This is a genomic window from Streptomyces sp. NBRC 110028 (assembly GCF_001417735.1).
Taxonomy (GTDB): domain Bacteria; phylum Actinomycetota; class Actinomycetes; order Streptomycetales; family Streptomycetaceae; genus Streptomyces.
The window spans coordinates 475,777-488,719 of record NZ_BBUZ01000023.1 but is presented as its reverse complement, the minus strand read 5'-3'; the positions used below and the strand labels follow the sequence as shown (position 1 = coordinate 488,719).

Here is a 12,943-nt window from a genome sequence, read left to right as displayed (position 1 = left end):
CCTCACTGGCTGCGGTATACCAGGTGTACGCCGGATGCGGGTGATGCCACGATGGAATTTATGGGGGACAGGGTCAGTCTGTTGGAGACAGGGCGTTTTGCGCACACGCATGACGATGCCGAGGACGAGACACGGCACCGCCGTGCGGCCGAGTCCGGCGATACGGCGTCCATGAGCGCGCTCGGCGCGCTCCTGCTGCGGCGCGGCGACCTCGACGGCGCCGAGCCGTATCTGCGCGGGGCCATCGCCGCGGGCGACCGCGCCGCGGCCAACAACCTCGGCGTCCTCCTCCATCAGCGCGGGTACGCCGACGAGGCGGCCGGCTGGTGGCGCATCGCCGCCGTCGCCGGCTCCGCCGCCGCCGCCCATGCCCTCGGCCGCCACCACCGTGAGCGCGGCGATGAACCGGCCGCCGAGTACTGGCTGCGCCAGTCCGCCGAATCCGGCCACACCCTGGGCGCGTACGCCCTCGCCGACCTGCTCGAACACCGCAGCGACATCGGCGCCGAGCGGTGGTTTCGCGCCGCCGCCGAGCGCGGCCACCGGGAGGCCGCCTACCGCCTCGCCCGGATCCTCGACCACACCGACGACGAGAGCGGCGAGGAGCGCGGCCGGGCCGCCGCCGACGCGGAGCCGGAGGAGGCCGAGCAGTGGTACCGGCAGGCCGCCGCGCGCGGCCACCGGCGCGCCGCGCTGCGCCTCGGCACGCTGCTGGAGAAGCGCGGCGAGATCCAGGAGGCGGGCCGCTGGTACCTGACGTCCGCCAAGGACGGCGAGCCGCGCGCCGCCTGCGCGCTCGCCTTCCTGCTGCGCGACGCGGGCGACACCGACAGCGCCGCCGTCTGGTGGCACCGCGCCGCCCAGGACGGTGACGGCAACGCGGCGAACGCCCTGGGCGCGCTGCACGCCGACCGCGGCGAGACCCAGACCGCCGAGCGCTGGTACCGGGCCGCCCTGGACGCCGGGGACATCAACGGCGCGTACAACCTCGGCCTGCTCTGCGCCGAGCAGGGCCGTACCACCCAGGCCGAGCAGTGGTACCGCCGCGCCGCCTACGCCGGGCACCGCGAGGCCGCCAACGCGGTCGCCGTGCTGCTGCTCCAGCGCGGCGACGCGGCGGGCGCCGAGCCGTGGTTCTCCAAGGCGGCCGAGGCGGGCAGCGTGGACGCCGCGTTCAACCTGGGCATCCTGTACGCGGGCCGGGACGAGGAGCGGGCCGCCCGGCAGTGGTACGAGCGGGCCGCGGCCGCCGGGCACACCGAGGCCGCCCTCCAGGTCGGCATCGCCCTGCTGCGGGAGGGCGACCACCAGGCGGCCGAGCGCCATCTGCGCTGCGCCGCGGGCGGCGGAAGCGCCGAGGCCGCCTTCCGGCTGGCGGCGCTGCTGGACCGCTCGTCGGTCGGCGGCGACCCCGCGGCGACCGGCACCGGCTTCGGCTCCGGGACGCGGTTCCCGGTCGCGCCGGATGACGGCTCCGTGCCCGAGTACGAGGAGTGGTACGAGCGGGCCGCCCGCCAGGGCCACCGGCGCGCCCAGGTGCGCGTCGGCATGCTCGCGGCCGCCCGGGGCGAGGTGGTCGAGGCCGCCCGCTGGTATCGGATGGCCGCCGAGGCGGGCAGCAGCAACGGCGCGTTCAACCTGGGGCTGCTGCTGGCCCGCGAGGGCAGCGAGCCGGAGGCCGCCCTGTGGTGGACGCGCGCGGCCGGGGCCGGGCACGGCCGCGCCGCGCTGCGCCTGGCGCTGCTCGCGGCCCGCCGCGGCGCGCTGGCCGAGGGGCAGCGGTGGTGCGCCCGGGCAGTCGAGCTGGGCCCGGCGGAGGTCGCCGAGCGGGCGGCCCGGCTGCGGGACGCGCTGCAGCAGGAGCTGACCGCGTAACTCCGGCAGGCCCCCGGGTAACCGGTTTGCTTCTGGCGTTGGCCTCGGGTTAATGTTGCTTCACACCGACGCGGGGTGGAGCAGCTCGGTAGCTCGCTGGGCTCATAACCCAGAGGTCGCAGGTTCAAATCCTGTCCCCGCTACGAGAGCGAAGGGCCCGGATCCTCAAGGATCCGGGCCTTTCGTCATGTGCGGATACGTACGGACGGCCGTGCGCGGGCCGGAGGGCGCCACGCCGGGTGGCGCCCTTGGCGTGGTCAGTCCGCGCAGTCGGGGCAGACCCCGCGGTAGGTCACCTCGGCCGAGGAGACCGCGAAGCCGAAGCGCTCCCCCGCGGGCAGGCCGGCCAGCAGGTCGCCGACGGGGTGGACGTCGCGGATCGTGCCGCAGCGCGCGCACACCAGGTGCTGGTGCGCGTGGTGCGCGTTGGGGTCGTAACGCTTCGCCCTGCCGTCCGTGCTGACCTCGATCACCTCGCCGAGCGAGACCAGCTCGCCGAGGGTGTTGTACACCGTCGCGCGGGAGATCTCGGGCAGGCGGTCGGCCGCCAGCGCGTGGACCTCGTCGGCGGTGTAGTGCACGTGGTCCCCGTCGAGGACCTCGGCGACGACGCGCCGCTGCGCGGTCAGCCGCCAGCCGCGTCCCCGGAGTCGTTTCAGCAGGTCACTCATGCCATTCACCTATCAGTCAGATAAGGACAAGGGTAGCAGTGGCCGGATCCATGACCGGAACGGGTATCAGTCTCCAGCTCTTCTTGACTTGGACAAAGTCCAATGTAGGATTAAGTCCGATCGATTCACCGAGGAGGCGCACGTGACGGTCCAGGACAACATCACGGGTCCGCTGACCACGGAGTCCGGGGCTCCGGTGGCGGACAACCAGAACAGCCAGACGGCGGGCGCCGCCGGTCCGGTCCTGATCCAGGACCAGCATCTGATCGAGAAGCTCGCCCGCTTCAACCGCGAGCGGATCCCGGAGCGGGTCGTGCACGCGCGCGGCGCCGGTGCGTACGGCACCTTCACGCTGACCCGGGACGTCTCCCGGTGGACGCGCGCGGCGTTCCTCTCCGAGCTCGGCAAGCGGACCGAGACGTTCCTGCGCTTCTCGACGGTCGCGGGCAACCTCGGCTCGGCGGACGCGGTGCGCGACCCGCGCGGCTTCGCGCTGAAGTTCTACACCGAGGACGGCAACTACGACCTGGTCGGGAACAACACCCCGGTGTTCTTCATCAAGGACGCCATCAAGTTCCCGGACTTCATCCACACCCAGAAGCGCGACCCGTACACGGGCTCGCAGGAGGCCGACAGCGTCTGGGACTTCTGGAGCCTGTCGCCCGAGTCCACCCACCAGGTGACCTGGCTCTTCGGCGACCGCGGCATCCCCGCCTCCTATCGCCACATGGACGGCTTCGGTTCGCACACCTACCAGTGGAACAACGCCGCGGGCGAGGTCTTCTGGGTCAAGTACCACTTCAAGACCGACCAGGGCATCAAGAACCTGACCTCGGAAGAGGCCGAACTGCTCGCGGGCAAGGACCCGGACAGCCACCAGCGCGACCTGCGCGAGGCCATCGAGCGCGGTGACTTTCCGACCTGGACCGTGCAGGTGCAGATCATGCCCGAGCGGGACGCGGCGCACTACCGCTTCAATCCGTTCGACCTGACCAAGGTCTGGCCGCACGAGGACTACCCGCCCATCGAGATCGGCACGCTGGAGCTGAACCGCAACCCGCGGAACGTCTTCGCCGAGGTCGAGCAGTCGATCTTCTCCCCGGCCCATCTGGTGCCCGGCATCGGCCCGTCCCCGGACAAGATGCTGCAGGGCCGTCTCTTCGCGTACGGCGACGCCCACCGCTACCGCGTCGGCATCAACGCCGACCAGCTGCCGGTGAACCGCCCGCACGCCACCGAGGCGCGCACCCACGGCCGCGACGGCTTCCTGTACGACGGCCGGCACGCGGGCGCCAGGAACTACGAGCCGAACAGCTTCGGCGGCCCGGCGCAGACCGGCCGGCCGCTGTGGCAGCCGTCCCCGGTCGGCGGTGTCACCGGTGACCACCAGGCGCCCTCGCACGCCGAGGACGACGACTTCGGCCAGGCGGGCGCCCTCTACCGGCTGATGTCGGAGGAGGAGAAGGGGCGCCTGATCGCCAACCTCGCGGGCTTCATCGCCCGGGTCTCGCGCGAGGACATCGCGCAGCGGGCGATCGGGAACTTCCGCAAGGCGGACGAGGACTACGGCAAGCGGCTGGAGGTCGCGGTTCAGGCCCTGCGCGGCTGAGGGCCGCTTGCCGTACGAACCGGAGAGGCCGGACGCCAGGGGGCTCCGGCCTCTCCGTGGCGCCCGTGGCGCCCGTGGCGCCCGTGGCGCCCGTGGCGTCAGGCCGGCGCGGGCTGCGGGGCCGGGGACCAGCAGCGGATGATGTCGCGCACCGAGACCACCCCGACCGGGGCGTCCGCCTCCAGCACGATGAGGTGGCGGAAGCCGCCCCGGCTCATCGTGTGGGCCGCCTCCTCCAGGGTCCACCCGGGGGTGGCGAAGACGGCGTCGGCGGTGGTGTGGGCGTGCGCGGTCTCATGGTCCGGGTCCTGGCCCGCGCCGAGGGAATTGAGGATGTCCCGTTCGGTGAGAATGCCGAGGCCGCTGGTGTCGGGGTCGAGCACGATGGCCGACCCGACCCGGCGCGCGGACATCAGCCGGGCGGCCTGACGGAGCGTATGCGCGGGGCCGATGGTGAGGACCACCGAGCTCATGGCGTCTCGCACGTGCAGGGGCATGGACGTGGCCACCTCCTTGGGGGGAATCCGCGCGTCGCGTTCGAGAACGGATTCACAAGTTCACAAGGCTCTGGATTCTCATGTTCACATGCTCCGGTGGGCCCAACAAGGGCGCGCGGAAGCCGATCTACCGCTTGGCGCGCGCCCATACGCTCCGGTTGACAGCCGTACGGCTCCCGGTCACTACCGCAGGTAATCCAGCATGGCGCCGTGCAGCAGCCCGTTGGACGCCGCCGCGTCGCCGCTGTTCGGACCCGGTACGCCGTCGAGCCCGGTGAAGCGGCCGCCCGCCTCCTGGACGATCACCGCGTTCGCCGCCATGTCCCACAGCGACAGTTCCGGCTCGGCGCACAGGTCCACCGACCCCTCGGCGACCATCATGTATGGCCAGAAGTCGCCGTAGCCCCGGGTGCGCCAGCAGGCGCGGGTCAGATCGAGGAAGCCGTTCAGCTTGCCGCGCTCCTCCCAGCCGCTGAGCGAGGAGTACGCGAACGACGCGTCCCTCAGCTCGGCCACCTTCGAGACGTGCAGCCGGTGCGCCGAGGTCAGGCTCCGGCCGCTGTATGCCCCGAGCCCCTCGGCGGCCCACCAGCGGCGGCCCAGCGCCGGTGCGGAGACCACGCCGACCACCGGCCGGTCGCCGCCCGCGCCGCGCTCCATGAGCGCGATCAGGGTGGCCCAGACCGGAACCCCGCGCACATAGTTCTTCGTGCCGTCGATCGGGTCGACCACCCAGCGGCGCGGGCCGGTGCCCTCGCTGCCGAATTCCTCGCCGAGGACCGCGTCCCGCGGACGGGCGCGCTGGAGCTGGGAGCGGATCAGCTCCTCGGCCGCCTTGTCGGCCTCGCTCACCGGCGTCATGTCGGGTTTCGTCTCGACCTTGAGGTCGAGCGCCTTGAAGCGCTCCATGGTCGCGGCGTCGGCGGCGTCGGCCAGTACATGGGCGAATCGCAGGTCATCGTGGTAGTCGGCCATGGCCGAACAGTATCGATCCGCACCAGGGCGATCCACCGGAGGCCCTTGACAGTGTCTGGCGGGCCGTCAATTCTGTGCACGCTTAAAAGGCCTGGGAGGCGACGATGTCCGCAGTGCGTGAAGCCTTGCTCGACGCGGCCTTCGCGGCCCTCGCGCGCCGCCCGTGGGCCAGGATCCGGATGACGGATGTCGCCGCGTCGGCCGGGGTGTCGCGGCAGACCCTCTACAACGAGTTCGGCGGCAAGGACGGCCTCGCGCGCGCCCTGGTGCGGCGCGAGGCTGAGGCATATCTGAGCGGGGTCGAGCGGGCCCTGACCGGGGTGCCGGGCGCCGCCGGGCCCGGTGAGCGGCTGGCGGCGGCGGCCGTGTGGACCGTTCGGGCCGGGACCGAGAACCCGCTGGTGCGGGCGGTGCTCACCGGCTGCTGGAACGAACGGCTGCTGGAACGAACGGCTGCCGTCGCCGGCGCGCCCGGCCCCGCTCGGCGGCCCGCCGCGCTCGCGCCGCGCCGCCGCCGTCGAGCCGCCGCCCTCGCCCGTCGATCTGCTGGCCCAGGCGCGGGACCGGACGGTGCGGCTGCTGGCGGCGGAGTGGCCGCCGGGCGGGCCGGTCCCGCTGGCCCGGGCCTGCGACACGGCCGCGCGGCTGGCGCTGTCGTACCTCATCGCGCCCGCGCCCGCCGTGGAGGAGGCCGGCGCGGTACGCGGCGCGCTCGGCGCCCGGGACCTGACCGGCGCTAGTGCCCCGAGCCGGAGAGCTGGAGGCCCACCACGCCGATGATCACCAGCGTGATGGAGGCGATCTTCAGCACGGAGACCAGGTCGTCGAGGAAGACCATGCCGTAGATCGCCGTCCCGGCCGCCCCGATGCCCGTCCACACCGCGTACGCGGGCCCCACGTCGAGCTTCTTCAGGGACAGCGTCAGCAGTCCGAAGCTGCCGAGCGCGAACGCGCAGAACGCGACCGTCGGCCAGAGCCTGGTGAAGCCGTGCGAGAGCTTGAGGCAGACGGCGAAGCCCGTTTCCAGAATCCCGGCGACCACGACCAGCAGCCACGCCATGCAGGTGTCCTCCCGTACCGTCCGACGGCTGCCTTCGCCTGGTTGTTGTTCGCCCGGGTTGTCTCGGTGGTGCGATTATCCCTTTACCTCACCGAGTGGGCGGCAAACGTGGCCGTCGGCGGTGGCCCGGGCCGGGTCAGTCGCCCTCCCGCCGCTCGCGGGTGGAGAGCAGCCTCCGCAGGGAGTACAGCCGGGCCGGATCGGCGTGGCCGTCGGCCACCCACTGGTCCAGGGCGCAGTCCGGCTCGTCGTGGCTGCAGGCGCGCGGACAGTCGTCGGTGCCGGGCTCCAGATCGGGGAAGGCGTGGATGACCCGCGTCGGGTCCACATGGTGCAACCCGAAGGACCGTACGCCCGGCGTGTCGATCACCCATCCCTTGTCGTCCGGAAGGGGCAGCGCGAGCGCCGAGGTGGTGGTGTGGCGGCCGCGGCCGGTGACCGCGTTCACCCGTCCGGTGGCCCGCTTGCGCTCCGGCACCAGGGCGTTGACCAGGGTGGTCTTGCCGACCCCCGAGTGGCCGACGAAGACCGTGGTCCGGTCCGCCAGCCGCTCCCGCACCCGGTCCGCGGCCTGTCCGTCGGCCAGTTCGTCGCGGTTGGTGACGACGTAGGGCACGCCGAGCGTCCGGTAGGTCTCCAGGAGGTCGTCGGCGGGTGCCAGATCGGACTTGGTGAGGACGAGCAGCGGTTCGAGCCCGGCGTCGAACGCGGCCACCAGGCAGCGGTCGATCAGCCGCGGCCGGGGCTCGGGGTCGGCGAGGGCGGTGACGATGGCCAGCTGCTCGGCGTTGGCGACGACCACCCGCTCGAACGGGTCGTCGTCATCGGCGGTCCGGCGCAGCACCGAGGACCGCTCCTCGACGCGCACCACGCGCGCGAGGGTGTCCTTGGCGCCGGACAGATCGCCGACGACCGCGACCCGGTCGCCGACCACGACGCCCTTGCGGCCCAGTTCACGGGCCTTCATGGCGATGATGGTGCGGTCCCCGACGAGGACATGGAGCCGGCCGCGGTCGACGGTCAGGACCATGCCCTCGGAGGCGTCCTCGTGTTTGGGGCGGATATGGGTGCGCGGACGGTTTCCCTTGCGGTTCGGGCGGACCCGTACGTCGTCCTCGTCGGTGTGCTTGCCGTAGCGGCGCATGGCGGAACGCCCTCAGGCTCCCCGCGCCGCGGATGGTGTCGCGTCGAGCATCCCGGTCCACAGGCCGGGGAAGTCCGGCAGGGTCTTGGCCGTGGTCGCCACGTTCTCGATCTGGACGCCCTCGACGGTCAGGCCCAGGACCGCGGCGGCGGTGGCCAGCCGGTGGTCCTCGTAGGTGTGGAAGATCCCGCCGTGCAGCGGGCGCGGGTTGATCCGCAGGCCGTCCTCGGTCTCCGCGACGTCGCCGCCGAGTTCGTTGATCTCCTTGGTGAGGGCGGCCAGCCGGTCGGTCTCGTGGAGCCGCAGATGGGCGATGCCGCGCAGGACGGACCCGGAGTCGGCCAGCGCCGCGACCGCCGCGATCACCGGGGTCAACTCGCCGACCTCGTGCAGATCGGCGTCGATGCCGGTGATCCGGCCGGTGCCGGTGAAGGTCAGCCCGGCGTCGGTCAGCTCGCAGGAACCGCCCATGTCGGTGAAGATCTGCCGCAGCGCGTCACCGGGCTGGGTGGTGTGCTCGGGCCAGTCCGGGATGGTCACCCGGCCGCCGGTGACCAGGGCGGCCGCCAGGAACGGCGCCGCGTTGGACAGATCGGGCTCGACGACCAGGTCCCGGCCGAGCAGCGCGCTCGGCGCGACCCGCCAGACGCCCGGCTCGCCGCCCGCCTCCGGGGTGTCGACCCGCGCGCCCGCCGCGCGCAGCATGTCGACGGTCATCCGGATGTGCGGCAGGGAGGGCAGTGCGGAGCCGATGTGGCGCACCTCGACGCCCTGGTTGAAGCGCGGCGCGGACAGCAGCAGCGCGCTGACGAACTGGGAGGACGAGGAGGCGTCGATGCGCACCGGGCCGCCGTCCAGCGCCCCGCCGCCGTGCACGGTCAGCGGCAGCGCGCCGCGGCCGTCGTCGTCGATGCGGGCGCCGAGCGCGCGCAGCGCGTCGATCACGCCGTGCAGCGGGCGCTCGTGCGAGCGCGGGTCGCCGTCGAAGCGGACCGGGCCGTCGGAGAGGGAGGCGACGGGCGGCAGGAAGCGCATCACGGTGCCCGCGTTGCCGACGTCGATGGTGGCCGGGCCGTGGAGTCCGGAGGGGATGATCCGCCACGCCTCGCCGCCGCCGGAGGAGCCGCCCGCGCCGAAGGCACCGTCGGAGACCGTCTCCTCGATGCCGACGCCCATCGCGCGCAGCGCGTCGGCCATCAGCACGGTGTCGCGCGAGCGCAGCGGCCGGCGCAGCCAGCCGGGTTCGGCGGCGAGCGCGGCCAGGATCAGCCCGCGGTTGGTGACGGACTTCGATCCGGGCACGGTGACGGTCGCGTCGACCGCCCCGTCAGCGGTCGGGGCGGGCCAGAGGGCGGTGTGGTCGCCCGGGGAAGTCTCAATGCCGGTCATGGGTCTCACTTTAGTGGCTCACCGAGAGTGCGAATCTTGATCAAAAGTGGCGAAACCCAGTCGAAACACAGCGCTGGTACAGACGGTGGAGGGGTGTGCCGAGGGTGTGTACGGGTCACAGCCGCAGCAGCCAGCGGCCGCCGCCGATCAGTGAGCACAGCGAGACGACGTGGAAGAGCAGCAGCCACACCACGGCCGGCACGTTGGTGAGCCGGGCCAGCTGGTCGGGGTCGGAGTCGTACGCCCCGCCGCGCCGCCGCTTGCCCTGGAGTTCGAACGGCGGACGGACGCCGCCGATCAGCAGGAACCACACCACGCCGTAGGCGAACGCGGCCTGGACGTCCGGCTCGGTCAGCCAGGAGACGAGGAAGAAGGCGGCCCCGGCGGTGACGACCGTGAGCACGCCGTACGCGTTGCGGATCATCACCAGCATCGCGGCGAGCAGCGCCGTCGTGCCCCACAGCAGCGCGGTGATGTGGTTCGCGGCCAGCAGCCAGGCGCCGAGCAGCCCGATCAGGGAGGGCGCGGTGTACCCGGCTGCCGCCGTGAGCACCATGCCGATGCCGGTGGGCCTGCCGCGCGAGACGGTCAGCCCCGAGGTGTCCGAGTGCAGCCGTATGCCGTCCAGCCGCCGCCCGCTGAGCAGCGCGACCAGTCCGTGACCGCCCTCGTGGGCGATCGTGATCGCGTTGCGGGATATGCGCCAGGAGGTGCGGAAGACGACGACGGCGAGGGCTATCACTCCGGTGGAGGCGACCAGCCACAGCGTGGGGTCGGGCTGGGCTCCCACGACCCGGTCCCACAGATCGGTGGCGTTCGTTGCGTCCATGTGCGGGCGGCTCCTCGCGTCGGTTTGCGTCGTGGCAGTGTGGCACCTATGTGCGGTCGATACGCAGCGAGCCGGAGACCTGAGGATCTCGTCGGGCTCTTCGGGGTGGAGAAGTGGGAGCCGGAGGAGACTCTGGCGCCGGACTGGAACGTCGCGCCCACCAAGGACGTGTACGCGGTGCTGGAACGCCCGCTCAAGGGCCCCGAGGCCGAAGCCGCCGGGCCGCGGCCGGTCCGCCAGTTGCGGGCGCTGAAGTGGGGCCTCGTCCCGTCCTGGGCGAAGTCCCCGGAGGGCGGCCCGAAGATGATCAACGCCCGGGCCGAGACCGTGCACGAGAAGCCCTCGTACCGGCGCCCGTTCGCCTCGCGCCGCTGCATCCTGCCCGCCGACGGCTACTACGAGTGGGTCACCGGCTCGGGGGAGCGGCAGCTGGAGGAGAAGGGGAAGCGCAAACGGCCGCGCAAGCAGCCGTACTTCGTCACCCCGGTGGACGGTTCGGTCATGGCGATGGCCGGGCTGTACGAGTTCTGGCGGGACCGTACGCTGCCCGACGAGCACCCCCGCGCCTGGTGGGTGACCTGCACGGTGATCACCACCGAGGCGGAGCGGGAGCCGTTCGCAGGCGGCGGCGTCGGCGCCGAGGGCGAGGGCCCGGGCTCGCTGGCCGATATCCATCCGCGGATGCCGCTCGTGCTCACCGAGGACCGCTGGGACTCCTGGCTGGATCCCGCCCGTACCGACCCCGAGGACCTGCGTCCGCTGCTGGCGCCGCCGCCCGCGGGGCTGCTGCGCGCGTACCCCGTCGCGACCGGGGTGAGTGATGTCCGTAACAACGGACCGGAGCTGCTGACGGAGCTGGAGGCTCCGGAAGAGGGCACCCTGTTCTGATGACGCGTACCCCTGTGCCCGGCACCACGCCCACCGCCGAGACCGTGCCGACCCCGGCCGGCGACGCCCGCATCACCTGGCACCACGCCTCCGGCGCGCACACCGTGCTGGCCGTCTCGCACGGCGCGGGCGGCGGCATCGAGGCGCGCGACCTGCGGGCGCTGGCCGCCGCGCTGCCGCCGCTGGGGGTGAGCGTGGCGCTGGTGGAGCAGCCGTGGCGGGTGGCGGGCAAGAAGGTCGCGCCCGCCCCCAAGACCCTCGACAGCGGCTGGCGCGCGCTGTGGCCCGCGCTGGAGCGGCCCGGCCTGCCGCTCGTCGCGGGCGGCCGCAGCGCGGGGGCGCGGGTGGCCTGCCGTACGGGGGCGGAGCTGGGTGCCCGCGCGGTGCTGGCGCTGTCCTTCCCGCTGCACCCGCCGGGCAAGCCGGAGAAGTCCCGCGCCGAGGAGCTGCTGTCCACGCGCCTGCCGACGCTGGTCGTCCAGGGCGGCCGCGACCCCTTCGGCCGCCCCGGGGAGTTCCCGGCGCTGCCGGAGGGCACGGAGCTGGTCGAGGTGGAGCACGGTGACCACGGCTTCGCCGTGCCGAAGTCGGCGGACGTCACCGAACCCGAAGCCCTTGCCGTGATCACCGAAGCGGTGGGGGAGTGGCTGACGCGGCTCGCGGGCTGAGCGCCGTGTGCGCGAGGTCACGGGAATGCGGGGTGGGGGGCTGGTGTTATACGGCTCGTAGGTACTGACCGCGATACGAGGCACCAGCACGAGGAGAGGGAGTTCCCCGCATGGGTTCGCTTGCTTGCCCGGCCCGCCCGCAGGCGGCTGACCTGGACTGGCGTCAGCTGGAGGCGGAGCAGACCGCGAAGATCGAGGCGGCGGGCGGACCGGATCGTCGTCTATTCTCCGATTCGAGCGGGTCCGCATCCGGCCCCGCCGCGGAAACGGAGGAGGTGGGTCAGGTCACTGGGACCGACGCAGAGACCGACGGCGTCATCGAGGGAGAGCCGGCCGAGCAGCGGCAGGAGACGTCCGCCGAGCGCAACGCGCGCTTCGAGCGGGACGCCCTGACGTTTCTCGACCAGATGTACTCTGCCGCGCTGCGGATGACCCGTAATCCGGCCGACGCAGAGGACCTCGTGCAGGAGACGTACGCGAAGGCGTACGGGTCCTTCCACCAATTCCGCGAGGGCACCAACCTCAAGGCGTGGCTGTACCGCATCCTCACCAATACGTTCATCAACTCGTACCGCAAGAAGCAGCGCGAACCCCAGCGCAGCGCGGCCGAGGAGATCGAGGACTGGCAGCTCGCCCGCGCCGAGTCGCACATGTCGACCGGTCTGCGGTCCGCCGAGTCCCAGGCCCTGGATCACCTTCCGGATTCGGATGTCAAGGAGGCCCTTCAGGCCATTCCCGAGGAGTTCCGGATCGCGGTCTACCTCGCGGATGTCGAAGGGTTTGCGTACAAGGAGATCGCCGACATCATGGGGACACCCATCGGTACGGTGATGTCCCGCCTGCACCGTGGGCGCCGTCAGCTGCGCGGCATGCTGGAGGACTATGCCCGTGGGCGCGGGCTCGTCCCGGCGGGCGCGTCCGGTGCGGTGGCGGACGAGTCGCACGATCGGAAAGGCGCGGACTCATGAGCTGCGGAGAGCCGCACGAGACGGATTGCTCCGAGGTCCTCGACCATCTCTACGAGTTCCTCGATCGCGAGATGCCCGACGGCGACTGCGCCAAATTCGAGATGCACTTCGACGAGTGCTCCCCCTGCCTGGAGAAGTACGGCCTGGAGCAGGCCGTGAAGAAGCTGGTCAAGCGGTGCTGCGGGCATGACGACGTGCCCAGCGACCTCCGTTCGAAGGTCATGGGCCGCATCGAGCTGATCCGGGCGGGGGAAGCCGTGCCGGAGCGTGAGCTGACCGCGGAGACGGCGGACTCCCCCGAGGCGCGTACGCCCACCACCGCCCAGGAGTGACCCTGGCCCGCGGGACGCGGGCGGTGTGCACCGAAGGT

General features: G+C 72.5%; 13 protein-coding genes, 1 tRNA gene and 1 pseudogene. 8 read left to right on the top strand and 7 right to left on the bottom strand.

Annotation, left to right across the window (positions count from 1 at the left end; all coding sequences use genetic code 11):
- Positions 1 to 51 precede the first annotated feature (51 nt).
- Complete coding sequence (locus ASC60_RS07280) at positions 52 to 1,875, top strand: tetratricopeptide repeat protein (RefSeq protein ID WP_107097002.1); 1,824 nt, start codon at positions 52 to 54, stop codon at positions 1,873 to 1,875.
- Between the two features lie 69 nt (positions 1,876 to 1,944).
- Positions 1,945 to 2,018 (top strand) — tRNA-Met (locus ASC60_RS07275).
- Positions 2,019 to 2,132: 114 nt separating this feature from the next.
- Here ASC60_RS07275 and ASC60_RS07270 read toward each other — a convergent pair.
- The gene (locus ASC60_RS07270; RefSeq protein WP_055547977.1) at positions 2,133 to 2,546 is read right to left on the bottom strand and encodes a Fur family transcriptional regulator; all 414 of its coding nucleotides are present in this window, start codon (positions 2,544 to 2,546) and stop codon (positions 2,133 to 2,135) included.
- A gap of 142 nt (positions 2,547 to 2,688) precedes the next feature.
- On the opposite strand from ASC60_RS07270, the gene ASC60_RS07265 reads away from it, so the two are divergent.
- Entirely contained in the window at positions 2,689 to 4,155 is a 1,467-nt protein-coding gene (locus ASC60_RS07265; RefSeq protein WP_055547975.1) for a catalase, read from the top strand.
- Between the two features lie 98 nt (positions 4,156 to 4,253).
- On the opposite strand, the gene ASC60_RS07260 is transcribed toward ASC60_RS07265, so the two are convergent.
- Positions 4,254 to 4,646, bottom strand: coding sequence for a cyclic nucleotide-binding/CBS domain-containing protein (locus ASC60_RS07260; RefSeq protein ID WP_055548747.1), 393 nt, complete (start codon positions 4,644 to 4,646; stop codon positions 4,254 to 4,256).
- Positions 4,647 to 4,835: 189 nt separating this feature from the next.
- The gene (hisN, locus tag ASC60_RS07255) at positions 4,836 to 5,627 is read right to left on the bottom strand and encodes a histidinol-phosphatase (protein ID WP_055547973.1); all 792 of its coding nucleotides are present in this window, start codon (positions 5,625 to 5,627) and stop codon (positions 4,836 to 4,838) included.
- A 104-nt stretch (positions 5,628 to 5,731) separates the two neighbouring features.
- Here hisN and ASC60_RS38875 point away from each other — a divergent pair.
- Positions 5,732 to 6,407: pseudogene (locus tag ASC60_RS38875) on the top strand (TetR/AcrR family transcriptional regulator).
- On the opposite strand, the gene ASC60_RS07250 reads toward ASC60_RS38875, so the two are convergent.
- The 4 genes from ASC60_RS07250 to ASC60_RS07235 all read right to left on the bottom strand — a co-directional run bounded on the left by ASC60_RS07250 (position 6,364) and on the right by ASC60_RS07235 (position 10,049).
- On the bottom strand, positions 6,364 to 6,687 hold the full coding sequence (locus ASC60_RS07250) for a multidrug efflux SMR transporter (protein ID WP_055547971.1): 324 nt from the start codon (positions 6,685 to 6,687) through the stop codon (positions 6,364 to 6,366). The pseudogene ASC60_RS38875 and the gene ASC60_RS07250 sit on opposite strands and share 44 nt — an antisense overlap.
- A 136-nt stretch (positions 6,688 to 6,823) precedes the next feature.
- A complete protein-coding gene (gene rsgA / locus ASC60_RS07245; protein WP_055547969.1) occupies positions 6,824 to 7,831 on the bottom strand; it encodes a ribosome small subunit-dependent GTPase A in 1,008 nt (335 codons plus the stop codon).
- A gap of 12 nt (positions 7,832 to 7,843) precedes the next feature.
- The gene (aroA, locus tag ASC60_RS07240; RefSeq protein WP_055547967.1) at positions 7,844 to 9,220 is read right to left on the bottom strand and encodes a 3-phosphoshikimate 1-carboxyvinyltransferase; all 1,377 of its coding nucleotides are present in this window, start codon (positions 9,218 to 9,220) and stop codon (positions 7,844 to 7,846) included.
- Positions 9,221 to 9,335: 115 nt separating this feature from the next.
- A complete protein-coding gene (locus ASC60_RS07235) occupies positions 9,336 to 10,049 on the bottom strand; it encodes a M50 family metallopeptidase (RefSeq protein WP_055547965.1) in 714 nt (237 codons plus the stop codon).
- Between the two features lie 48 nt (positions 10,050 to 10,097).
- On the opposite strand from ASC60_RS07235, the gene ASC60_RS07230 reads away from it, so the two are divergent.
- The 4 genes from ASC60_RS07230 to rsrA all read left to right on the top strand — a co-directional run bounded on the left by ASC60_RS07230 (position 10,098) and on the right by rsrA (position 12,905).
- Positions 10,098 to 10,937 carry an SOS response-associated peptidase gene (locus ASC60_RS07230; RefSeq protein WP_055547963.1) on the top strand — a complete coding sequence of 280 codons (840 nt, stop codon included), beginning with the start codon at positions 10,098 to 10,100 and terminating at the stop codon, positions 10,935 to 10,937.
- Positions 10,937 to 11,605, top strand: a complete 669-nt coding sequence (locus ASC60_RS07225; RefSeq protein WP_055547961.1) for an alpha/beta family hydrolase — start codon at positions 10,937 to 10,939, stop codon at positions 11,603 to 11,605. The genes ASC60_RS07230 and ASC60_RS07225 overlap by 1 nt, the downstream gene beginning before the upstream one ends.
- Before the next feature lie 275 nt (positions 11,606 to 11,880).
- Positions 11,881 to 12,573, top strand: coding sequence for a sigma-70 family RNA polymerase sigma factor (locus ASC60_RS07220; protein ID WP_055548745.1), 693 nt, complete (start codon positions 11,881 to 11,883; stop codon positions 12,571 to 12,573).
- A complete protein-coding gene (gene rsrA, locus ASC60_RS07215; RefSeq protein WP_055547959.1) occupies positions 12,570 to 12,905 on the top strand; it encodes a mycothiol system anti-sigma-R factor in 336 nt (111 codons plus the stop codon). The genes ASC60_RS07220 and rsrA overlap by 4 nt, the downstream gene beginning before the upstream one ends.
- The last annotated feature ends 38 nt before the right edge of the window (positions 12,906 to 12,943 follow it).